Annotated in this window: 20 protein-coding genes; 6 read left to right on the forward strand and 14 right to left on the reverse strand. The window is 36.3% G+C overall.

Going from position 1 to position 24,550, the window contains the following annotated elements:
- Positions 1–11 precede the first annotated feature (11 nt).
- The 5 genes from BM260_RS04665 to BM260_RS04685 all read left to right on the forward strand — a co-directional run bounded on the left by BM260_RS04665 (position 12) and on the right by BM260_RS04685 (position 5,334).
- On the forward strand, positions 12–1,118 hold the full coding sequence (locus BM260_RS04665; protein ID WP_093535456.1) for an ABC transporter ATP-binding protein: 1,107 nt from the start codon (positions 12–14) through the stop codon (positions 1,116–1,118).
- A complete protein-coding gene (locus BM260_RS04670) occupies positions 1,108–1,932 on the forward strand; it encodes an ABC transporter permease (RefSeq protein ID WP_093535458.1) in 825 nt (274 codons plus the stop codon). Before BM260_RS04665 ends, BM260_RS04670 begins: the two co-directional genes overlap by 11 nt.
- Positions 1,916–2,719, forward strand: coding sequence for an ABC transporter permease (locus BM260_RS04675; protein WP_093535460.1), 804 nt, complete (start codon positions 1,916–1,918; stop codon positions 2,717–2,719). The genes BM260_RS04670 and BM260_RS04675 overlap by 17 nt, the downstream gene beginning before the upstream one ends.
- On the forward strand, positions 2,716–3,789 hold the full coding sequence (locus BM260_RS04680) for an ABC transporter substrate-binding protein (protein WP_093535462.1): 1,074 nt from the start codon (positions 2,716–2,718) through the stop codon (positions 3,787–3,789). Before BM260_RS04675 ends, BM260_RS04680 begins: the two co-directional genes overlap by 4 nt.
- 360 nt (positions 3,790–4,149) lie before the next feature.
- The gene (locus BM260_RS04685) at positions 4,150–5,334 is read left to right on the forward strand and encodes an MFS transporter (protein WP_093535464.1); all 1,185 of its coding nucleotides are present in this window, start codon (positions 4,150–4,152) and stop codon (positions 5,332–5,334) included.
- A gap of 147 nt (positions 5,335–5,481) precedes the next feature.
- On the opposite strand, the gene BM260_RS04690 is transcribed toward BM260_RS04685, so the two are convergent.
- From BM260_RS04690 to BM260_RS04745, 12 genes are all read right to left on the reverse strand, one after another.
- Complete coding sequence (locus BM260_RS04690) at positions 5,482–8,076, reverse strand: VWA domain-containing protein (protein WP_093535466.1); 2,595 nt, start codon at positions 8,074–8,076, stop codon at positions 5,482–5,484.
- Positions 8,060–9,817 (reverse strand): vWA domain-containing protein, encoded by a 1,758-nt coding sequence (locus tag BM260_RS04695; protein ID WP_093535468.1) that lies wholly within the window; start codon positions 9,815–9,817, stop codon positions 8,060–8,062. Before BM260_RS04695 ends, BM260_RS04690 begins: the two co-directional genes overlap by 17 nt.
- A gap of 11 nt (positions 9,818–9,828) precedes the next feature.
- Positions 9,829–10,704 carry a DUF58 domain-containing protein gene (locus tag BM260_RS04700; protein WP_093535470.1) on the reverse strand — a complete coding sequence of 292 codons (876 nt, stop codon included), beginning with the start codon at positions 10,702–10,704 and terminating at the stop codon, positions 9,829–9,831.
- Positions 10,701–11,693 carry an AAA family ATPase gene (locus BM260_RS04705; RefSeq protein ID WP_093535472.1) on the reverse strand — a complete coding sequence of 331 codons (993 nt, stop codon included), beginning with the start codon at positions 11,691–11,693 and terminating at the stop codon, positions 10,701–10,703. The genes BM260_RS04700 and BM260_RS04705 overlap by 4 nt, the downstream gene beginning before the upstream one ends.
- A 12-nt stretch (positions 11,694–11,705) precedes the next feature.
- Entirely contained in the window at positions 11,706–13,094 is a 1,389-nt protein-coding gene (locus BM260_RS18170) for a hypothetical protein (RefSeq protein ID WP_139219896.1), read from the reverse strand.
- 13 nt (positions 13,095–13,107) lie between these two features.
- A complete protein-coding gene (locus BM260_RS04715; RefSeq protein WP_093535474.1) occupies positions 13,108–13,950 on the reverse strand; it encodes an ABC transporter permease in 843 nt (280 codons plus the stop codon).
- Positions 13,951–14,880: an ABC transporter ATP-binding protein gene (locus BM260_RS04720; RefSeq protein WP_093535476.1), complete on the reverse strand. Its 930-nt coding sequence runs from the start codon at positions 14,878–14,880 to the stop codon at positions 13,951–13,953.
- The gene (locus BM260_RS04725; RefSeq protein WP_093535478.1) at positions 14,880–17,285 is read right to left on the reverse strand and encodes a hypothetical protein; all 2,406 of its coding nucleotides are present in this window, start codon (positions 17,283–17,285) and stop codon (positions 14,880–14,882) included. Before BM260_RS04725 ends, BM260_RS04720 begins: the two co-directional genes overlap by 1 nt.
- A gap of 57 nt (positions 17,286–17,342) precedes the next feature.
- On the reverse strand, positions 17,343–18,218 hold the full coding sequence (locus BM260_RS04730; RefSeq protein WP_093535480.1) for a LysR family transcriptional regulator: 876 nt from the start codon (positions 18,216–18,218) through the stop codon (positions 17,343–17,345).
- A gap of 282 nt (positions 18,219–18,500) precedes the next feature.
- Positions 18,501–18,941, reverse strand: coding sequence for a cyclic-di-AMP-binding protein CbpB (cbpB, locus tag BM260_RS04735; protein WP_093535482.1), 441 nt, complete (start codon positions 18,939–18,941; stop codon positions 18,501–18,503).
- Between the two features lie 103 nt (positions 18,942–19,044).
- Positions 19,045–19,812: a 2,4-dienoyl-CoA reductase gene (fadH, locus tag BM260_RS04740; RefSeq protein WP_093535484.1), complete on the reverse strand. Its 768-nt coding sequence runs from the start codon at positions 19,810–19,812 to the stop codon at positions 19,045–19,047.
- Positions 19,813–19,899: 87 nt separating this feature from the next.
- Positions 19,900–21,939 (reverse strand): sensor domain-containing protein, encoded by a 2,040-nt coding sequence (locus tag BM260_RS04745; RefSeq protein WP_093535486.1) that lies wholly within the window; start codon positions 21,937–21,939, stop codon positions 19,900–19,902.
- Between the two features lie 192 nt (positions 21,940–22,131).
- Here BM260_RS04745 and BM260_RS04750 point away from each other — a divergent pair, with 192 nt between their 5' ends.
- Positions 22,132–22,593, forward strand: coding sequence for a YkyB family protein (locus tag BM260_RS04750; protein ID WP_093535488.1), 462 nt, complete (start codon positions 22,132–22,134; stop codon positions 22,591–22,593).
- A gap of 85 nt (positions 22,594–22,678) precedes the next feature.
- Here BM260_RS04750 and BM260_RS04755 read toward each other — a convergent pair whose 3' ends face one another.
- Positions 22,679–23,584, reverse strand: a complete 906-nt coding sequence (locus BM260_RS04755; protein WP_093535490.1) for a chemotaxis protein — start codon at positions 23,582–23,584, stop codon at positions 22,679–22,681.
- 65 nt (positions 23,585–23,649) lie between these two features.
- On the reverse strand, positions 23,650–24,519 hold the full coding sequence (locus BM260_RS04760; protein WP_093535492.1) for an NAD(P)-dependent oxidoreductase: 870 nt from the start codon (positions 24,517–24,519) through the stop codon (positions 23,650–23,652).
- Positions 24,520–24,550 lie beyond the last annotated feature (31 nt).

Here is a 24,550-nt window from a genome sequence, read left to right on the forward strand (position 1 = left end):
GGAGGTATATTATGTCTGACAATACTATTATTCGTTTTGAAAATGTGACAAAATCATATGATGCAGAAACGACCGTATTAAAAAATATCAACTTAGAGTTAGAGCGAGGGAAATTTTATACTTTACTAGGTCCATCTGGTTGTGGGAAAACAACGATTTTACGTTTAATCGCTGGTTTTATGCAACCTACAAGTGGAAGTATTTACTTTAACGGCAAACTCATTAATAATGTCCCCGCCAATGAAAGACAGGTAAATACAGTATTTCAAGATTATGCGTTATTTCCCCATTTAAATGTATTTGAAAATGTAGCATTCGGTCTTCGCATTAAAAAGCTTGGCAAAAAAGTAATAGAACAAAAAGTAATAGAAGCTTTGAAATTTGTTAACTTAGTAGGTTATGAAAAAAGAGAAATTGCTGAAATGTCAGGCGGACAAAGACAACGTGTAGCAATTGCACGTGCCATTGTAAATGATCCTGAAATCATTCTATTGGACGAGCCACTTTCTGCATTAGATTTAAAATTACGTTCTGAAATGCAATATGAGTTACGTGAGCTTCAACAAAGACTTGGCAAAACTTTTATATTCGTAACACATGACCAAGAAGAAGCATTGGCAATGTCTGATGAAATTTTCGTGTTAAATGAAGGCGAAATTGAACAAAGTGGTACTCCAATGGATATATATGATGAGCCGATTAATCGCTATGTAGCTGACTTTATCGGAGAGTCAAATATTGTTTCTGGTACAATGGTCGCTGATTTCCGCGTAAAAATTGGTGACAAAGAGTTTGAATGTGTGGATCAAGGACTAAATCCAAACGAAAAAGTAGATATCGTCATTCGTCCAGAAGATTTAGAAATAACAGCTGTTGACAAAGGGAAAATGAAGGTAAAAGTAGATACACAATTATTTAGAGGAGTTCACTATGAACTTTCTACTTACGATGATGAGGGAAATGAATGGCTAGTACATTCTACGAAAAAAGCAGACGTTGGTGCTTCTATTGGTTTAGATTTCGACCCGGAGGCTATTCACGTTATGCGTTTAAATGAAACAGAAGAAGAATTTGACAAACGTCTCGAGTCTTATGGAGAAGACGCATATGCAAACTAAAACTACCAAAGCATTTTATTTAATACCTTATTATGTGTGGATTGTATTATTTGTTGTGGCTCCCATTGCTTTAATTGCATATTATTCCTTTTTCGATTTAAGTGGAAACTTCACTTTAGATAATTATCAAAACTTTTTCACTTCAGTTTACTTAAAGTTAACCTTGAGTTCGTTTTGGTATGCATTTCTTATAACTTTTTTTACTTTACTTATTGCATATCCAACAGCATATTTGCTAACAAAAACACGACATAAACAGCTTTGGTTGCTGTTAATCATCATTCCTTCTTGGATAAATTTATTATTGAAAACTTATGCTTTTATCGGGATTTTTGGTTTATATGGGCCTGTAAATGCATTTCTAAATGTATTTGGGTTGGAAGAAACACAAATTTTATTTACAGATTTTAGTTTCGTTTTTGTATCAGTCTATATATTTATCCCATTTATGATTTTACCTATTTTTAATTCATTGGATAAGTTAAATCCTTCCTTAATGGATGCTAGTCGAGATTTAGGTGCATCTAGCTGGACGACATTTTCAAAGGTGATTCTACCATTAACCATTAATGGGGTAAAAGCTGGAATTCAAGCTGTATTTATCCCTTCCCTTTCGCTATTCATGATTACTCGATTAATCGCGGGGAATAAAGTTATTACTTTGGGTACAGCTATTGAGCAGCAATTCTTAGTTACCCAAAACTGGGGAATGGGTTCTACAATCGCCGTTTTCTTAATCATCTTTATGGTAATTATAATGATCATTACTGGTCAACGTGATAAGGGGGCTTATGCAAATGGAAAAAACAAGTAAGTCAGCGAAGTTTTACTTAGCCCTTGTATTTATCGTTTTATATACGCCTATCTTATATCTGATTTTTTACTCGTTTAATAGTGGTGGAAATATGAATAATTTTGAATCATTTACTTGGGAACATTATTCTGCTGTCTTTTCAGATACTCGTTTGATCATGATACTTCTCAATACAGTAATTGTTGCTTTACTTTCTGCATTAATAGCAACAATAGTTGGTGTATTTGGTTCAATCGGCATTGTATTTATGCGAAACAAATCACTGCGCAGATCTATCCTTTCTTTAAATAATGTATTAATAGTAAGTCCCGATGTTGTTATTGGTGCATCGTTCCTGATACTATTTACAGCTATTGGGGTAAAACTTGGATTTGCATCCGTATTAATTTCTCATATTGCATTTAGTATACCCATTGTTGTATTAATGGTATTACCGAAGCTACAAGACATGAATAGTACGCTCATTGATGCAGCAGCAGATCTGGGCGCATCCAAACGGGATATTCTGACACGCGTAATTATCCCTTTTGTTAAACCTGGAATCTTCGCAGGATTTTTTATGGCCTTAACATATTCTCTTGATGATTTCGCAGTAACTTTCTTTGTTACAGGAAATGGCTTTAGCACACTTTCAGTTGAAATTTACTCGATGGCAAGAACTGGTATTACGTTAACGATTAATGCATTATCGGGAATCATATTTATAGTGACACTAGTTCTCGTAGTTGGGTATTATTTTGTTAGCCAACGCGGGAAAAACCCTGTCGGAATGGGGGTTCGAAAATGAAAGAAATAACAAGAGCAGCTATAGCCATTGTTGTCGTTTGTATCATTTTGTTTGGTGTCAATAAATATTTAAACCAAAGCTCTGGCAATGCCAGTAGTGATACATTAACTATCTTTAACTGGGGTGAATATATCGATCCCGATTTGATCTCTCAATTTGAAGAAGAATCAGGTTATCGTGTTGTGTACGAAACATTTGACTCCAATGAAGCAATGATGACAAAAATAGAACAAGGCGGAACTTCTTATGATATTGCGGTACCTTCAGAGTACGCAATTGAAAAGATGAAAGAAAATGACCTATTGCAAGAAATTGATCATTCTAAAATTCCGAATCTAAGCAATATTGATCCATACTTTTTAGACTTAGCATTTGACCCTAAAAATAAATACTCCATTCCTTATTTCTGGGGAACAGTTGGAGTTGTGTTCAATCCTTCTCTTCTAGACGGACAGACCTTTGATAGCTGGGAATCACTTTGGGACCCATCTTTAGAAGGTGAAGTGTTACTAGTAGATGGTGCACGTGAAATTATTGGGATGGGATTAAATAGTCTCGGTTATTCCCTTAACTCTACGGATGAAAAAGAATTGCTGGAAGCTACGGCGAAACTGAAGGAATTGACTCCAAATGTAAAAGCAATTATTGGAGATGAAGTAACTCAGCTAATGATAAATGAAGAAGCTTCCGTAGCTATTACTTTCTCTGGGCAAGCAGCTGATATGATGTGGGAAAACGAAGGATTAGATTATTCAGTCCCTGAAGAGGGATCGAATCTTTGGTTCGATAATATGGTTATACCTAAAACTGCTGCAAATGTGGAAGGTGCTCATGAGTTTATCAACTTTATGTTAGATGCAGAAGTTGCCGCACAAAATGCAGATTATGTTGGATATTCCATCCCTAATACTGCAGCAATTGAGTTAATGGATGAAGAAGTAACTTCTGATGAGCGATTCTATCCTCTAGAAGAAGCTAGAGAAAATCTAGAAGTATATAAAAACCTAGGTCTTGAAATGCTTGGTAAATATAACGAGCTATTCTTAGAATTTAAAATGAGCGCTAACTAAATGGGAGAGTCGTCATAGTGACGACTCTTTTTATTGCGTAGAAATTATATAATAAATTACCATATACACTATTTTAATGATTGAAAGAGAGAATGAATGAATAATAATACTACTGGTTTCTATTTCAGTGGCCGCTTTTCGCGTGGGAAGCGGCGCGAGGGAATTGGCTGAAGCCGTGCCCACGGAAAGCGTCCGCTCGCAGCGGAAATCAACGGCATATTTTTAGAAGATTGGGCGTCTTTTTTCTCGGTTTTTTTTATGTTAAATATTATATAATTCGTTACTCGAAAGTTTTTATTCTTTTAGGAATATGGTAGAATCTATAGACGCATAAAAGTAATTACAGAAAGCAGGAGTATTATGGCGAAGAAAACAAATAGTTCGGCATTATATATTTTAATGTTCAATATGTTTATTGCTATGTCGGGGATAGGATTAGTAATTCCAGTAATGCCTCAATACCTAGAAACCTTTGGTGTTGCTGGTCAAGCTCTCGGATTTATTATAGCTTCCTTTGCATTAGGTCAGTTTCTATTTTCCCCACTTGCAGGTGACCTATCTGATAAACTGGGACGAAAAAAACTAATTATTGTAGGATTGGTCATTTTTTCGGCATCTCAATTATGGTTTGGGTTAGCTACATATGAATGGATGTTGTATGCTGCACGATTTATAAGTGGTATTGGGGGAGCCTTTTTAATACCAGCCACTATGGCATTTGTTGCAGATATTACTACATTAGAAGAGCGTGGGAAAGGAATGGGATTCTTAGGAGCTTCTATGTCACTAGGCTTTATGATTGGACCAGCGCTTGGAGGATTTTTAGCAAGTGTAAGCTTATCGTTCCCATTTTACATGGCATCTTTAGCAGCTTTGATTGCAGGAATAATATCTTTAATCATTCTACCCGATATTAAAAATACTGTTTCCGAAATACCGTCGGGGCCTAAAAAGCGCGAAAACATCATCACACAGATGAAAAATTCAGTGAAGACACCTTACTTCATGATGTTAATCATAATTTTTGTTTTCACTTTTGGAATAGCAAACTTCCAAACGACGTTCTCATTATATGTAGATCATAAGTATAACTATACTCCACAGGATATTGCTGTTGTCTTAACAGTTGGTGGGTTTATAGGTGTCATCGTGCAAACGTTAGTAGTGGAGAAACTATTTAAACGTTTTGGCGAATTAAATGTTATCCTAGTCAATTTGGTTGTTGCTGCAATAGCTTTTCTACTATTCTTTGTAGTAGACGGCTTTGCACTTGTATTACTTGTCGCATCTATCTTCTCTACTGCAACTACACTTATCCGACCAGCAGTAAATACAGTAATTTCTAAAATGGCAGGTAATGAGCAAGGATTTGCTGCTGGTATGAATAATGCTTATATGAGTTTAGGAAGTATGATTGGACCAGCGCTAGCAGGGATGTTTTTTGATATTAATATAAGCTATCCGTTCATAGTAGGATCTATCATACTACTAGCTTCGTGGGCTATCACACTTATATGGATTAAAAGAAAAAAACCGATAATTTAATTTATAATTAACTTATCAAAACTCTTTCTCGAAAGTAACCTGATTGAGACGTTTTTGCTGTATGATTCCGAGAGAAATTTTAAGGATGCTTGATGGTTATGACTTCTGTCACAACCATCAAGCATCCTTTTTTGGTAATTTTATGCCTTATCTCTTTTTCTTTTCTCTAACTAGTTTCCCCACGTAGGTTGTAGTCGTATTTACTGGCTCCGCTTTTTTACCAGATCTTTTGAACGGAGAAAGCAATAGGTGGAAACCAAATCTTCTTATTGTAATATCGAAAAAGAACAAGAAGATAGCTAGCAATAGAAGAGACTGTTGAATAGATTGTTTCTCTGAACTAGAGAGTTCCATTTCTCGGAAAGCTTCAGATGGTTCGGTTAGCATCTTTCCATTTGTTCTACTTGTAATCATCTCCAGAATTGCTGTATTCGGCTTTTGTATTTTGTATTCCTCGCTATAAGGAACGGAAATACCTGCCTGGTAAACAGCATCTTGTTCATTGGAAATTCGGAAAAACACTAATCCTGGTTCACTATCTATTGTTACCCTTGCTTTACCTGGTGCAATTGCTTCAGATGTAACAGAAACCTCTTCGCCTTTTTCATTGACAACTGCTACGTCCAAAAATGATGACTTTCCTGACGGATCTGTAACAGTAAAGGATTCATCCGAGGACTTTTGAATAGAAAAAGGCACCTCACTATATGCTGGTAGTAACCTGGAGACTGCTGTATTCCAAAAATCTCCCCAATTAGCCCATCTCGCTAGGTCACCACTCCATTCACCAGTGGAATCCGATGTAAAAGCAATTGTGCGACCGAGTCCATACATCCATTCAGCTAATACCGGATCCTCTTTTTCACTTTCAACAACAACGGAAGCTGTTTGTTTAGGTGTTGTAGCAATATAGGCATTCATTTGAGGAACTCCTTCTGCAAACAAACTTGTCCATGCAGCATCTCCAAAAATAGTGGGATAGAACGGATTATCTTCAATATAGGTTCTTGAGATCATTGCTGTCTCGGTGGACATTATAGCAGGAATAGTAGATTCATCTTGGACATCGTAGAACGTGCCCCCTCCCATTTCTGCTAAACTTTCTAGTAAAGATCTATCCGCATCTTGCCCAACTGCAACAGTGGAGACTGTTATTAATCCCTCTTTACCACCTTCTATCAACGTTTGATAGTCATTGTTGGTAGCTGACTGACCATCTGTCAACAAGATAATATGTTTTCGCTGAAGTTTAAGAGGTGATAAATTTTCGTATGCTAGCGCTAAGCTCGTATAAATTTCTGTTCCTCCGCCTGTCCCTACAGATAGTATGCTTTCTACAGCTGTTTCTTGGTCATTCAATGGAGCAGTCTCAATTATTTCCCATGGTCGATCATCAAAAGCGATAAATCCGAGTGTATCTCCTTCTCGAAGCATTTCTACAGAACGCGCTGCTGCTTCCTTCGCATATTCTAATTTTGTTCCACTCATACTACCTGACCTATCCATAACGATAATTAACCCCAGTGAAGGCAGTTGTTGCTTTCCTTTTATCTCCATCTCCACTGGTAATAATCGCTCAATAGGACTCTTAAAATAGCCTCCTAAGCCAAAGCTGTTTTTCCCTCCGACCATCATAAAACCCACACCAAAGTTTTTCACAGCCTGTTCAATAACCATCATCTTCTGTTCACCGACGACATGACCAGGTACATTATCAAATATAATCGCATCATATGATAAATAATTTGATAAATCAAAAGGCAGGACACCTGCATCTATAACATCCGTTGTAATCGCTTGTTGATCAATGACTGTGGCAATATTAGAAGAATTACCGTCATCCGTAACTATTAGAAGTCGTGGAGAACTCTCTACATTTGTGACACTTGTCAACTTGTTATTCTCTATTAGTCCATCCTCAGCCAGCACAACTTGTACTTCATATTTAAGTAATCCTTCGCCCTTAGATGCATTTCTAAATGTATACGTATTAGTGCCAGGTTCTACATTTATTTGTTCGCGCGTGAGTAGCTGATCATTTTGATATAGAAGTAACTCGGCCACTGCTTCACTTGTGGCATCCAGGGTAACATTTAATTGTTGCTGTTCTCCTTCAAAAGCCACAGGCGGCGTCTCAAAGGAAGTTATAGCGACATCTTCCGATGACAGTCGAGCCATTTGAACAACATCTATCGTGACATTCCCTCCTGCGATTTTCACAATTTCATCACTAACAGATCCAATTGTTTCTATCCCATCTGTAAAGAGGACAATTCTTGTAGCTTTGTTTGGCTCAATAATACCTGTTGAAAGCTGCAGGGCTTTCGCTAAATCTGTATTACTTGGATCTGACATAGGAGTGAAAACTGGTAAATTCACTTCTCCCGTTGTTAGCGCTACTTCCGTTTGAAAATTCTCTGCAAATGTATAAACACCTACTAAATGGCTCATTTTTTTAGATTTTAAACTTTCATCTACCCACTCCGTTATTTGTTTGTCAGTTCCTTGTAGAGAAGCAGAGCGATCTACCAAAAACAGAACCTGCTCTTCTTTGATAGGTAACAAAAGATAGGGATTAGTAATTCCTAATATTAAGCACAGAATAGCCAGTATCCGGATACTAAAGACTACTTTCCCCTCTCGCTTAAAGATTTTCTTATCTTTTCGCCAAGTCCAAAGAAAATAAAAACCAATAGGAATTAATAGTAAAAGCCAAAGTGGTTGGTCAACTCGTAAATCCACGTCTTCTTTGCACCTCCCACTCTATTACAAATAGTAAAATTAGTAATATTAATATATATGGAACAAAGGAATTGGCTTGATAGTCTTCCTCGGCATTCATCTGTTGTCCATTCACTTTATATGAAGTACCTTTTTCAATTACTTTTTCCTCTTGAGGCAATATGACTGAAAGATTCTTCTCAGCATCTTTCGAACGTAGAACATATAAGCCTGGTTTATTTGGTGCTACGAACTTCCCACCATTTTCAATAGCATATTCATATTCATCATTCATCGTATAAATTTCCCACTCGTCCAAAGCACCAAGAGATAGAGGCTTTCTCTCGTTAGGAGTGAATGTTCCTAAATAATCACTTCCTGATGAAAGTTGCTCCTTTACACTCCACATAAATAGTGGAAACGTAGGACTCAGTGGCCAATCTGTCATTTGAATATCTGCAAGGATAATAATATTTCCAGATGGTGAGGTTTGGATGAATGGATCATCCCCTACAGAAGCAATAGTAGTATAGCCCTCTATAGGCGGATACACTGAACTCACATATATGTCCCTTAAATCAGCGAAAGCAAATAATGGAGATTCAGTTGTCTGAACGTTTCCATTTACTTCATTTGGTATAGCATCATTCCTGCCTATATATAAGATTGGCCTTTCATCTTCTATATTTACGCCAAACTGATTGGTGACCATCATACCTTCATCTTTCAACAAACCAACTTGCTCTGGAGGAACACTACTCACCTTAATGTCTAATGACTGAAAAGCAGTTCGAACTAGCGAATGTATGGTGCTATCTATGAAAACATTAGACAATTGATCCTGCATGAATATAATATTTTCATTATCTAAAAGGTAAGAATCTTGGATGTCTATATTTGCTTTTAAATAACTTGAATTGACTAGTTCATCGAAAGATAATGTAATCGTTTCTTTTGGCGGTAAATTGACAACTTCCGTTACTAATATTTTCTCTTCATTGGATATCGTCAGCTCTGTTGTACTCTCTTTTTCTGACTGATTTTCAATTTGAACTAGTGTAGAAATTCCATTTGCTGTTTCTGTTGCACCAAATCTTTTAATAGATGCATTGGTAACCACAGTTGTTAAAGCTTCCACATTCCAGCTTACATTTTCATGTTGCAACGGAAGAGATTGCCTTTCTAAATCATCTGTAAAAATATACACAGAGGTTGCTTTATCTTGAAAAAAGGATTGGGTAAAATCAAGAGACTTTGACATATTTTCTGCTTCATAGCTTATCTCTAGTTTATTTATCTCTTTAATCATTTGCTCTGTATTCTTTTCTTGCCTCAATAGGACAACTGGCTCGTTTCCCGTTGTGATTATTGTTAAGGGCTTACCCGATAATTCCTTGACTAACTCAAGCATTTTACTTCTATGCTGTTCAAAAAGAGAAGTAGCATTATTTACATTTACTTTCATCGTTGCAGAAGTATCTACGACAAACACAATCTGTTCCCCAGCAATCGATTTTGTTTTCCAATAAGGTTGAAGTAATGCTAGAACAAGCAAAAGCATGGCGAGCATTTGTAAATAAAACAAAGCATTCCGCTGCAAATGTTGTAAATATGGGGATGCCTTTGTTTCTTTCATTGCCTCCTGCCAAAACAGTGTAGAGGAAACAGATTTTTTTACATATTTTTTTCGAAAAAAATAATATAAAAGCACAGCAATTGGGAAAATGGCTGTCCAAGAATATATTAACTGATTAATACCCAAACCTATTCACCTCATTGCACCCAATTTGCTCTTAATAATTGTTGAAACATTGTATGTGATATTCCTTCATGTGCATTTACCTGCAGTATTTTAATACCAAACTTATGACAAAGTAGTTCTAATCGTTGTTGATGCTCTTTTCTTTCTCGATGAAATGATTCAAGTACTCTGGAGGAAATAGAGACATTTACTTGTTCCAACGTTTCAATATCTTCTAATTGAACATCCCCACCGTATGATGGAGCGAGCTCCTCATCAGTAACTACTTGTAATATTCGAATATCACCAGCGAATTTTGGCAATTTCTGTAGAAATCGTTCCCATGATTCAATACTTTCTAAGCAATCTGTAATCACAAACAATACAGTACTATCTTTCGGTAAAAAAGGAAGTGCATTATCTGTAAAAGTGGAAGTCATTGCTGGTTCGTCTATGTCAGAAATTGTTTGAACGAACGCTTTTCGGTAGGTTGCACCCTTTCTTCTAAAGGGCGGCTTTTTGTCTTCATTAACAGCTGAAAAAGATAATCGATCATCTCTCTGTAATACAAGAATTCCTAAAGAAGCAGCTAATTGCTTAGCAAAGTTCCATTTCAGTGAATCTCCCATAGACTTAGTCGTATCAAGTAAGATATGCACTCGCATTTCTTGTTCGTCTAAAAAACGTTTAATAAAATACTTGTCTGTACGTGCATAAACATTCCAATCTATTTGCCGTACATCATCACCTGGCGAGTATTCACGAAAATCCGAAAAATCTAGAGATGCACCAAAACGCTGAGATCGGTGGGAGCCTTTATGTTGGCCTCTGAGTTTCGATTTAGTTGAGATGGATAATCTACTTAGCTTACCTGCCCAGTCCTTTGGTACTAATTGTTCACTACTCATACAACTTGTCCTTGTTTTACTGTTTGTAAGATAAGATCGATTAGTCCATCTGCCGTTTTACCTTCTGCTTCCCCTTCATAATTGAGTAATAAACGATGTCTCAATACCGGTTTAGCCACTGTTTTAATATCCGCTATCGACACATGATATCTCCCAGCAACCAATGCTCTCGCTTTGGCTAACTTTATGAGACTTTGTAATCCACGAGGACCACTTCCATATTGAACATATTGGGCTATTTCAGGGATGCTTGCTTCCTCAGGATGCGTTGCGGCAATAATATCTACTGCATATTCCAACATATCATCTGCTATAAGGACTTCCTTTACCATTTGCTGTGCACGCACTATTTCTTCGGCGTTCATTACTTTATTCAGTTGAATCGTTAATCCACCTGTCGTGCGTTTTGTTATTTCCATTAACTCGGCTTTAGAAGGATATGCTACTAAGATTTTACATAAAAAACGGTCCATTTGAGCTTCTGGTAAAGGGTAGGTACCTTCCATTTCAATTGGATTTTGCGTTGCAAGGACGAAGAAAGGTCGGTCCATTTGTTTAGTGTCACCGAGCACGGTAACTGTTTTTTCTCCCATAGCCTCTAACAATGCACTTTGTGTTTTAGGTGTGGCGCGATTTATCTCATCGGCTAACACCATTTGGCTAAAGATTGGTCCCTTTTGAAAGGTAAATTGTTGTTTACCATTTTCTAATCTTTCAATCATACTAGTACCAGTTATATCAGATGGCATTAAATCAGGCGTGAATTGAATACGTGAAAAGGATAAATCTAACACTTCCGAAACTGTCCGTATGAGCATTGTTTTACCCAATCCGGGTAATCCCTCGAGAAGGGCATGCCCATCAGCCAACACACAATAAATGGAGAATTCAACAGCCTCCTTTTGACCAACTATAAATTGACCTATTTCCGTTCGAACATCATCTAAACGCTTACTCATATCCATATAGTCTTCTGTTGTATAAGTCATGTTTCCCCTCCGTTATTCTCTTTTTTCAACTGATGAAAAGTAATCTTGGACGATTCTTTGTAAGTCAGCTGGTAATTGCATACGCTCGGAACTTTTTATATAAGACTCCGAATAATCATTAACTACCTCTTTATATGGTCTTGATGAGCCGCGTGTTATAGCAGTATCCGCTGGTTGTTCACTAGCAGAATTTCCGTCTCCAAGTCCACCTGAATCGACTGAAGTTTTCCCGTTTCCACCAATCCTTGTAGGTATAGACAGTAAATCTCTACTTCCTGAACCTAAACCTGCGCCTGACCCTGTTCCTTGGCCTTGACCCTGTCCTTGGCCTTGGCCTTGTCCTTGTCCTTGTCCTTGTCCCTGGCCTTGTCCTTGTCCCTGGCCTTGTCCCTGGCCTTGTCCCTGGCCCTGGCCTTGGCCTTGACTTTGACTTTGACTTTGACTTTGACTTTGTCCTGCGCCAGAATTAGGTGGATTTTTTCCCTGCTGCCCATTTTTATTGCTTGAAGATTGCGAACTATTATTTTGAGCTACCCCAGCACTGTATGGTAAAGATTTCCCCATCTTACTTAGTTTAGTTCGAGAATTTGATGCACTTTTAGCTAGTGCATTATTAATATCCTCTAACGAAGCGAGTTCTTTTTGCTCCTCGGTACTTAAAGAGGATTCAGACGTCCCTTCTTGTTCGGCTACCTTTTTCTTTTCTTCTAGCTTCTGTTCTTTTAGTGCTAATTCTTTTTGCTTTTTCACCACTTCACGCAAAGTTTCTTCTGCTATATCTAAATCTTTAAGTTTTTCTTTAAGATCATTCAATTCTTTTTTTACTGGCTTTGACAATTCCTTTTTCTCAAGCTTACTTACTTCTTTCTTTAGTTCCTTTACAATCTCTTTCTCTTGTTCCAAATCCTTAGCTTCTAATTGCGTTGCAGCTGGGAATACATACAAACTGAGAACTGCTGCAAAAGCCAAAACAAGCCCTATAATCCATTTGGGCTTAAAGTATTTTTTGTCACGCTTCTTAAAAAGAAGGAAAGCACTCTCACTGTTTGTTTCTGCTTTGTCTATTAATCCTTTAGCAAGAAGAGATTTCCCCTCTAGAAAACTTAAAGCACTTACAAGTAAATTATCAACAAAATATGTGTCCAACTTTTGTACTGCTTCTCCACTTGAGGGTCTTTTCCAAAAAGCATAAAGATAAGTGCCTATAAAAACAGAACTTCCAACAATGATGGAAGTTCTTAAATAATATGGAAAGACAAATAAACGAGATACCAATAGGATAAGCGCAGTGGCACTAAAACCATAAAAGAGGGCCGCTTGGAGCATTCTGACATAATGCTCCATAGCTAGACTATTTCTTGCCCTTTGGGCGTATCTGATCAGTTTTTTCGGAGTAGTCATCCATTTGTCCTCCTTATTTTGTCCGTTTCATATTTACTCGTAATTTTTTCACCGATATGAAAATTGATATTACTGTAATACAAATATAGAAGATGGCGTAGCCTGCCCAAATAGGGAAATCGACCTTCGTTGTATCTGTTATAAATGTATCTGACCCTGGTGATATAAGTGTTAAGACGAGGACCACCGGATTTATACTCGCAAAGAAATGCCCGAACGGGGAAGATGCTATCGAACCAGCTACCATGCTGTTCATTCCTGTAATTACTAAGTAAATAAAACCCGTCACCGCACTTAAGAAAATCATTGTTCCATATGTTGCAATCATAGAAACAATCGTCTTACGAATGATGGTCGAGTACATAATTCCAATACTTCCAATAGCAAGCATCGTTAAAAAGAAAAACAAGAATATAATTCCTAATTGACCTGGTGATACCCCACCGAATAAGAAAACCATACTATAAATAGGTAATCCGGCTATTAATAATAGTAATAAAAAGGCAATAGATGACGTTAATTTGCCCGAAATAATTTGGAAAGAAGTTTGTGCGGTCGTTAATAATATATTCAATGTTTGTTTCTCCCGCTCTGAGCTAATAGCACCTGCCGTTAAGCCTGGAGTGATGAAAAGTATTAAACCTAATTGTATATAAGTAAGCATTGCAAACATAAAAAAGCTTTCTTCTGGACGGAAATATCCAGTTCCTGTAAATTGAGTTGTTAGTAAGATAAATCCAAAGACAAAAATACACATAGCAATTAAATAAAATAGAATTCCTACAAAACTTTTTGGGGAACGAAAGCGCAACTTTATTTCCTTTACCAATACCGGGTTAGAAAACACCTGCTTCATTTATTTCGCTCCTTTCGTTATTTCCATAAAGACATCCTCAAGATCCGTTTCTGTCTCGGCGAAGGAAATAATTCTAATCGAATGGTCCATTGCCTTTTTAAGTAAATCGATTTGATCGTCATCAGTCCCTCGATAATTGAAGGTCACTGAATTTTTATCCGTGTGTAATTCCACAGAAGAGACAAAAGGATCCTCTTCAAAAAAAGTAGCAACATTTTCTAATAATCCTTTTACTTTCACCGTAATATGTCTTTCTCCTGCAAGCTGAGCTTGGATATCTGCAACGGAGCCATGCGCGATCAGTCTTCCCCCATCTATTACACCTATTTCATCACACATTTCCGCTAACTCCGGTAATATATGGGAGGATATAAGAATCGTTTTCCCCATTCCTTTTAGCTGCTTTAAAATATCTCTCATCTCTACCCGCGCTCTTGGATCAAGTCCAGAAGCTGGTTCATCCAATATAAGAACCTTTGGATCATGTATCAATGCTCGTGCAAGGCATAAGCGTTGTTTCATCCCTCGTGAAAGTAAGTCCACATATTCATAACGCTTATGAGTCAAGTTCACTAGTTCGAGCAACTGTGGAATTAATACTTTTCTTTCCGCTTCAGAAATCCCATAACTAGCACCATAAAAATCTAAATATTCATTTGCTTTCAACTGATCATACACTCCAAAAAAGTCAGGCATATAACCAATTTGTTTACGTACTTCACTTGCATCTGTCCTTACACTTTTGCCATTTACAATGGCGTCACCAGAGGTTGGTTGCAGTAATGTAGCCAGTATAGAAAAAGTGGTCGATTTCCCTGCTCCGTTTGCACCTACGAAACCAAATACAGTGCCTTCTTGTAGCGTTAAATTTAGATCATTAAGTGCAAAAAATGAGCCGTATTTTTTAGTTAATCCTTTAATTTCTATCATTACTTCACTTCCCCCTTCATACGCACTTCTGGAAGTCGTGTATATGGATCGCCTTGTACTGATTTTTTAATTAATTTGTATTGGATTACTCCTGATTGATCGATATACGTATTAATATTTTCAGTTAAAGTAAATCGACTTTCTGTAATCTCTTCAAAAGATTTTGTTTCTAAGTTCCAAATTTCAATAGTATGAGAATTTCGGTCTGTATTCGCTATCTGTAACTGCGTCCAGTTCACCTTATCTAAAGGAAGTGTGTCTGGAACTTTCCAGTGTACATTATATTCTCCATCATCTAAATACCACTCGAAGTTATTGCCTTGGACTGGTTCCATGTATTTACCGAATTGCTCGGTATTTACAACTACTGAGAATGTATTAGCTGGGAGTGTAAATTCTCCAGAGAAAATAGTAGTAGCTGTGAAAGGTTGAATAACTAAATGCAAGGCAGAAAGCTCCACTTTTTTATCCTTCAACTCAACTGGAAGAATATTATCTTCTGCAAAACCAGTTATAGCAGGCGTTGAATTTGAATTATTTAACATAAGACTTGATGAATAAAGTGCTTGCTTACGTTGTGTAATTAGATCCATTTGATTTGCATTATATGTTCCATAGCTTGCACTAGCGTATGGGTTAGAAATGGGCATTAACATAACGGTACCCAAATCCTTATTTATCTCTATTTTTTCTCCAGCAGCCATGTCACCTAACTTATATAGCTTACTACCCGACCAAATAGAAACATCCTTTAAGCCAAAAGGAAAATTACTTTGAACTGTACCATGTATTTTACTAGAATCTACTGTTAAATCTACATTAAAGTTACCTACATCTTGCAATTGGGTCTCCCCAAATAAGGAAGATACAGACCAATAACCAACATCACGGAAGATCAGTTCACTCTTGGCTGCATGTTTTTCCATAATAGCATTTTCATGCACATTTGCAGTTTGACCTGTTAATGAGTTAGTACCTCTTTTTGCAACCATCGTAGTAGTATTTGGCGCTTCAAAAGTGAAATCTCCACCTTTGTTACTCAATATAGATTCAGCATAATATCCTTGTAGGCTCTTATCTTCATTTACTTGAAGAAACGATGATTGCTGAACTTGCGGCCTTGCTATTCGATCCTTGGCGCCGTATCCAAAAATAGCCAGGGATGCAATTATAGCAGTGAGAGGAATGATACCCCAAGCGTACTCGCGCTTATCTTTTCTTTTCAAAATAATATATAACAATGGAACTATTATGATCATATAAAATACGACAATTCCAATCATTAGTGGTGTAGATACCTTAAAGGAACTAAATAACGAATTCGTTTCCCCTAGATTGTATACAAGCTCGTCTTTCATATTATAACCATACATACTTTGTGTATTTTTCACTTGAACTGACTGCAATATAGTAGACATTAAGTCATTATAAACGGGATCATCTGCCAATGGTGCATCCCCTAGTGAAAAAGTGGTTTGGATGATTGTTCCGCTTCCCAATTGTTTCTTACCAGCTAGTATCATCCCATCGAGTTGGACTAGTGGGGTAGAACCATTGTTCAAAGTCGCATCATATAATTTCAAATCATTTGTCAACAAGCTCCCTGTTAGTGCACCTAGATTCTGAGGAGTAATACTTTGTGTTGTCGTATGTAAGTTTAATGGTAAATAGTCAGCTAGATTTCCAAGCTCACCTATTACATTATCAGAGGCTCCAATTACTATTATTCCGCCTGACGATACATAATCGATAAATGCTTGCTGTTGTTGTTCCGTTAAATCAGCAATTACAAACTCATCGATAATAATATAATCTGCCATTTCCCAAGCAACCCCTTCATCAGGTAACGTAAAGTTACTCTGCTGGGCTACATGGATAATTTCGTTGTTCACCTGATTTGGTTGTTTCAGTTGAGTGAGAACCTTTAAGCGATCTGCACTTTCCGTCAATGTTAAATAGAAAGTAGTTGCAGGGTCTGAAAAATTTGGTTTCACCGTCTTATTTCCTTTGTAGGCAATAGATTTCCCTTTTTCCCATCCTCCTTCAAAAAAGTGAATCAACTGAACACTATTTCCAGAATACATATAGTCTTCCGATAGCCCACTTACTGCAATTTGGATAGTTTTTGTTTCCCCTGCGCCAATTTCAAAAGGAATAGACTGGGCATTTCCTAAACGATAGGATTCCGCTAAATCTAGGACGATGTCACCTGAAAATGCATCTCCCTTGTTTTCTACGGTTAGAGTTATAGGCAATCCTTCCCCATATTTTGCTTTTCCATTAAACCCAGTTGTTACTTTTACATTTAGTTCAGGTTCAGGTGCAGCTAAAGCTTCTAATGATGGCGTAAATATTAAATAAAATATTAATGCTGAAATAACCACCACAAACTTTTTAATATACATCTTTTTCCCCCCTTGTCTATATATGTATTAGTACGTTAATGGTATCGTTAGGTTCCATTATTGAAAGTTATTTGCATGTTTTTTTACAATTTCGACAAAAGCATTTACCTGGGGTAAATTGAAAGCCGCATCATAGCCGATTAACCATGTATCTCTTGTCAATTCAAATTGCTCTTCATTATTCGTTAATGGTATTTTGTTGACATCTTCATGACCCGTTAAAGTGATCGACGGTAGAATTGCATAACCTATTCCATTTAGCGCCATTTGCTTACAAGTTTCAATTTGATCGACAATAATTTGCCTTTTCGGATTAACCGTAAAATGTTTTTGCCACCATTGTTGAATTTCCTGGTAGTAGTTAGAATCACTTTTAAATTGAATAAAGGGCTTATCCGTCGTCAACACTTCCTCTATCGACGTCATCTCCTTGTCCACCAAATATAAAGTATCTCTAAATAAATGAATCTTATTTCCCTTCCAGTCAGATTGGCCACGCACTATGCCAATCTGCGCCTCGCCATCATAAATGGATTTCACAATTTCTGAGCTCCATCCGGTCAATAATGAGATTTTCGCTTCTGGATAAGTTTGTACAAAGTCTTTTAATACTTTTGGCAGCCAATTTTGTCCAACGATCGAAGCACATGCAATTTTCAATGTCCCATGTACTTTCGATGATAAGGATTGAATTGCTTCAAATACTTCTTCTCTTTGTTGAAGCATCTGGTTAGCAAACTCAATGACAAGTTCTCCCTCTGGCGTAACCGTTAGACCTTTTTGTGATCTCAAAAAAAGCTTAGTATTCCACTCTTTTTCAATTGTTTGCAGCCTAAGAGACAATGCCGGTTGAGACAAAAACAGTCTTTCCGCTGCTTTTCTCATATTTTGTTCCTCAGCTAATGTACGAATTATTAAAAAGTCTGTTACCATTTGCTTACCTCTTTTCGGATAGGATTATTTTAAGCTTTATACGCTTATAAGAAAAAACGGATAGAAGCTCCCGGTACAGTACTATAAGTTCAAGGGTATCATTTCGGCGGGATGAGTGAGACAGATGAGATATTGTAGCGACGGTTATTGATCATCGCTACACCTGAACAAAAATCCTTAGTATTTATTCTCACATGGTCATAAACTTTATGTTCAAATGTATACTTTCCTAAAAAAAGAAGGCCAACTAGGATTGGCCTTCCCTTCTAACTGTTTAAAATTTTATTGTGCTTGATAAAGATACTTTTTCATTTGCTTTAAAATAACTCTTCTTGTTAAAATCCCCAAAAAGGTCTTCTCGTCATCTACGACACAAATATACGGGTTATCTACTAATAAATCCAACCCTTTTTGAAATTTTTCATCTACATGAATAACCGCGATGTCTTTTTTCATAATATCGTCAACTTTTAAATCTGGTAAACGTTCATATTCAATATGTTCTAATCCTAAAATTTCATCCGTAATTTGTTGAGAGCTTATTAACCCCTGAAGTCTATATTTTACATCTAATACTGGAATCGAAGAATACCCAGTTTTAGTAAGTACAAGTAAAGCATGTTCTGCGTTATTTCCTAATTGTACATGTGCAACCTTCTCTGCAGAAATAATGAATTCCAAAATAGGAATTTGTAAAAAGTCTTTGCTGCTCACAGTTATCATTGCATCCTACTCCTTTGTTTGCTTTCATCATAAGAAAACACCCTATGTAACTATCATAGCATATTAAAGGAATAAAAAAACCATGTAATCGCTTACTTTTATGTTAGAAAGGATTAGGATTCAACCATTGCCCGCCATCTAACGTAACAATCTCTCCATTCATATATGAAGCCTTGTCGGATAATATAAATGTTGCGAGTTCTGCAATCTCCTCTGGTTTTCCAAGTCGGCCCAGTGGTACTGATTGAAGTGTTCGTTTCGCAGCTTCTTCAGATTCCCATAGTTTTCCTGCTCCACCAGTACGTTCGATAGGTCCTGGGGCTATACCATTTACACGGATACCATATTTACTTCCCCATTCAACCGCTAAAGTTCTTGTTAACGACATTACCCCAGCTTTTGCAGCAGCTGAATGGACAACTCCTGCTCCTGCCCCCCATGCATATGTAGCAAGCATATTTAAAATAGAACCTTTACTCCCCTTGCTAATCCAATAGTTTCCAATAGCACTTGAACAATAGAAAGAACCATTAAGTACGATATCGATTACTGCTTTCCAACCATTAGGGGAAAGTTTTTCAGCTTCTACTATAAAATTACCCGCTGCATTATTAACTAAACCATCAATATGGCCAAATGTTTGATCTGCAAATTGAATCATTGCTTCTACATGCTCAGGCTCACGAACATCCATTTGGAAGTACGCTATATTACTACCATATGCTTCTATTTCCTTTTTAGCGCTCTTCAACTTTTCTAAATCTCGGCCAGTTATGACTACATTTGCTCCTTCTGAAACAAATTTCATCGCCATGTATTTTCCCATCCCGTTTGAACCACCAGTAACTATTATCGTCTTCTCTTTTAACAATATAAACACCCCTTTTAAATTGAATGAACATTCACTCATTATATTATCATAGATAATAAAAAAAAACCGTAAATTCTCTAAACGAATTTACGGCTTTGTGCGTTGCATATAAGATTCATTGATATGTTCAATTGAGACAGGTTTACTGAACAAATAGCCCTGAGCTTTTTGGCAATTTGCCGCTTTGAGAATTTCTACTTGTCGATCCTTTTCCACTCCCTCAGCAATTACTTCCATCCCTAAGTTGTGCGCAAGTTGGATAATAGTTCTAGCAATAGCTGTATTTTTATCGTCTAATTCCATATCTTTGATAAAAGATTGATCTATTTTAATAATATCAATAGGATATTTCTTTAAATAACTTAGTGAAGAATAACCAGTTCCGAAGTCATCAATTGAAATAACAACTCCTATATTCTTCAGTTCTTTTAAAGTAGAAAAAGTATCTTGCATATCGGTCATAGCACTCTCGGTAATCTCCACTTCTAACGAACTCGGACTGATACCATACTTTTGTATTTTTTCGTTAATCTTTCTAGCGAAGTTATCTTGGATAAACTGTTTTGGCGATATATTTACTGCGATTCTAACTGGGCGATAGCCTTTTTCTTGCCAATACTTTAGCTGCTTACAAACTTCTTCTAGCACCCATTCTCCTATTTGCATAATCATTCCTGATTCTTCTGCAAGTGGTATAAAATTCATAGGGGATACATATCCAAACTTCCTATTATTCCAACGAAGTAATGCTTCAAATGAATTTATCTCACCAGTTACTAGATTAACTTGCGGCTGGTAATGGATAGAGAATTCTTCCTTCTCAATTGCTCTTCTTAAATGTGATTCCATTAATGCATCATTAGGAAAAGCTAAGTTCATTTGTTCTTGATAGAAACGGTAATGTGCCCTTCCTCTATCTTTAGCAATATATAATGCTTGATCTGCTTTGATAAGTAACTCATCCATTTTTTTCCCATCATAGGGGAACATCGAAATCCCAATTGAAGCCGTGACGAAATATTCTTGATGGTCTAAGTATAAAGGTTTAGAAAGTTCTAATAATATATTCTCTGCAAAGTCACTAGTTTCGTCTCTAGATTTACCAACCGCTATAAAAACAAATTCGTCGCCACTTTGTCTATATAAATTACTGGATTTATCAATATATAATCCAAGTCGATCTGCAATTTTCTTGAGCAATTCATCACCGTAATTGTAGCCAAGTGATTCATTTATCATTTTAAAACGATCTAAATCTATCCTAACTACTGAAATTTCAGTTCCTGACATTGCATTCACCACATTATCTTGTAAATGTTCCTTCAATGCACGTCTATTCCACAAGCCAGTAAGGTGATCATGATATGCAAGATAATATAGCTGTTCTTGTTCATCAGATTCTGCGGTTGTATCGCGCAGAACTAAGTGAAAAGTAGTCACAATATTATTTTTTTCCAGTGGGATAGCCTTTATATACATCGGTATATAATGCCCTTTAACATGCTGTATTAAGCAACTTTGCATTTCTGTAGGATAGCCTGTTAATGTTTGTTTCATCATTAACTGGAAATTTCTCCTCGAATTTTCGTCTATTAACATTTCAATAGATTGTCCTACTAAGTTTTTTGGATTATACCCTAAAATTTTTGAAGTAGTACCGTTTAGATCGAGGATCTCTCCATTCTCAAAAACGGATATGACGGGGTCCAAATTATTATTAAAAAGAGACAGATATTTATCTTTAAACTCTTTTAAAATACTTATTTCTTTTTCCTCGTTCGTCCTATCATACATTGTCACACTATAGATCGGTTCTATTCCATCTTCTAGTAGGACAATGGTTATATCATATGTAAATAACTTTTTATGTATAGTAAAAGGTATATTTGGATAAAGCTTATGCTTACTATTATTGACAAGCATAGGTTGTAATTGGTTCAACACTACTTCTAATGTGCTTTGATCTAACGGATTTAAAATTGAAGTAGCAGCATCATTTTCATAAATTAAGGAAAATTTATTTTGTTCCTCTTTTTTCAACAAAAATGTTGGAATCAAAGGATTTTCGTCGATAATCTTTATTAAATAATCACTGATAGCTAAATTTTTATTTGATGAATTATGCATATAGTCCTCCAATGATTACATAAAAGTACTTGCTATATAAATAACTTTACTTCATTTTATCGGTTTGTTCACTACTTTCTTTAGGACAATTATTCAAATATATTTATTTTTCACTATTCTTTTGGTTTGTGTACACAATTAACTACAAAATTGGTATGATATAATTATGGAGCAACTTTCGAGGAGGATTATATGTCCGTTATATTTGATGAAAAAAACATAGCAACAGCAATTTATACTGTTAATCGTCATGCGAAAACAGCAATAGACAACAAACCGCTATACGAATTAAAAAAGTTAACGATTGAAAAGTTAATAGCTGAAAATAAAGCAAAAAAAGTTGGTCTTCATTTCGTACGAAACCCTAAAAATAGTCAACAACAATCCTCTGTCTTAATCCAGTATGCCGACTACTATTTTCATATGATTCCGGTAAAAGAAGATTTTAAGAACCTCCCCCACCTTGGGCATTTAGACGACTCATATCGAAACCCAATTAGAAAGATGAATTTAAAAATGGCTAAACAGTTACTTACCGATTATATTGGTCCTCAACTTATTGTAAAAAAGCCTTCAAAGCAACCTGTTGTTTGTACTAAGTCTTACATGAAAGAAAACTATAAACGTACCATGAAATCCTATTTAGACAGGTAAGAAATTATATACAAAAAAACTAGCAGGAAGAAACTAATCCCCTTGCTAGTTTTTTTTGCGTTATTCAATATAAACCTAGACTAACCTACAAAATAAATTTGTCGATTTTCAAGACCAGCTCAGCTATTTCTGGTTTACTAATTTGGTCCTCTGCTCCGACTTGGTCTCCTTTATGACGAAGATCATCCGTAATCAAACTGGAGAAAATAAGTACAGGCAACTTGGATAAAATAGTATGCTCTTTTATCTTTTTAGTCAATGTATGACCATCCATCTGAGGCATTTCGATATCTGTTACAACGATTTGTACATGCTCAGCAATATCATTCGTCACTTTAGTTATTTGGTCTAAATAGTTAATAGCATCTAATCCGTTCTCAAAAAATTCTAGGTTTGCGTAACCTGCTTCCGTCAAAGTGTCATGTAATAGTTTACGAAGTAAAGGGGAGTCCTCTGCTATTACAATTTTTTTATCTGATCGCTCACGTTTACCAAGTTTTTTCACAGACTCCACACTAATACCTGATTCTGGATTAATATCGACAATAATTTTCTCGAAATCTATTAATAGAATCATTTCTTCATGTCTTTTAATAACTCCAATAACATGGGAAGAGCTACCTTGATAAATATCTGATGGTTTTTCAATTTGATCCCAAGAGATACGATGAATTTGCGTGACATTATCTACATGGAAAACGACACGTTGTTTATTGAACTCTGCTACTATAAATTTTTCTTGATCACTCTTGTTTTGAACAGGAATTCCTAAGACTCGGTTCATGCTTACTACAGGCAATACCTCTCCGCGAAGTTGAACAATCCCTTCCACATGGGGGTGCGCGTGTGGAATAAATGTAATGCCAATAGGCTGAATTATTTCTTTAACTTTAATCACATTTATACCAAATTTATTTTGTCCAACCTGAAATTCCACGATTTCTAATTCATTTGTGCCACTTTCAAGTAATATTCCTTTTTGGTCGCTCACGATAATTCGCCTACCTTCATAATATGTACAGTTATTATAACATGTAGTAGTAAATAATTACTATATTATTTGTACATATTTATTAGGGCTTGTGTACCATTTTCGGAATACCCGTCTTCCATTAGTTCCTCATATAAGGATTTGGCAAGTGCTAAACCTGGTAATTGAAGACCCATTTTATCCGCCTCTTCTAAAGCAATCTTCATGTCTTTCACAAAGTGCTTAATATAAAAGCCAGGCTCATTATTTCCTGCTATCATTCTTGGGGCCAAATTACTAAGTGACCATGATCCTGCTGCTCCTGTTGAAATGGAACGTAAAACTTGGTCTAAGTCTAAGCCAGCCTTTCTTCCATAAGCTAATGCCTCACAAACACCAATCATACCTGTAGCGATAGTTATTTGGTTACACATTTTAGTATGCTGACCAGCACCAGCTGCCCCTTGGTATAAAATCGTTTCTCCAAATAGACTTAGAATAGGAAGTGCTTGTTCAAATGTCGATTTTTCCCCACCACACATAATAGAAAGCTTTCCAAGCTGTGCACCAATATCTCCTCCAGAAACAGGGGCATCTAACGATAGCATCCCTTTCTCTTTTGCTTTTTCTTCAATTTTCTTAGCTAAAGTTGGTGTCGAAGTTGTCATATCTATCACAATTAGATTGACATTGTCTATTTGAAAAATACCATTATCGCCAAAATACACTTCCTCCACATCGTGTGGATAGCCAACCATAGTGAATAATATCTCTACTTTCTTTGCAACCTCGCTAGGGGAAGAAACCAATACTGCTCCTTCTTTGACTAAGTCAGCTGCCTTCTCTTTTGTTCTTGTATAAATCGTTACTTCATGATGAGCATTCAATAGATGCTTTACTAAACTTTTCCCCATTACGCCTGTACCAATAAAACCAACATTAAATTTTTTTGACATAGTTAATCCCCCATTTATATTTTTTAATACA

This window comes from Psychrobacillus psychrotolerans, assembly GCF_900115805.1.
Lineage (GTDB): Bacteria > Bacillota > Bacilli > Bacillales_A > Planococcaceae > Psychrobacillus > Psychrobacillus psychrotolerans.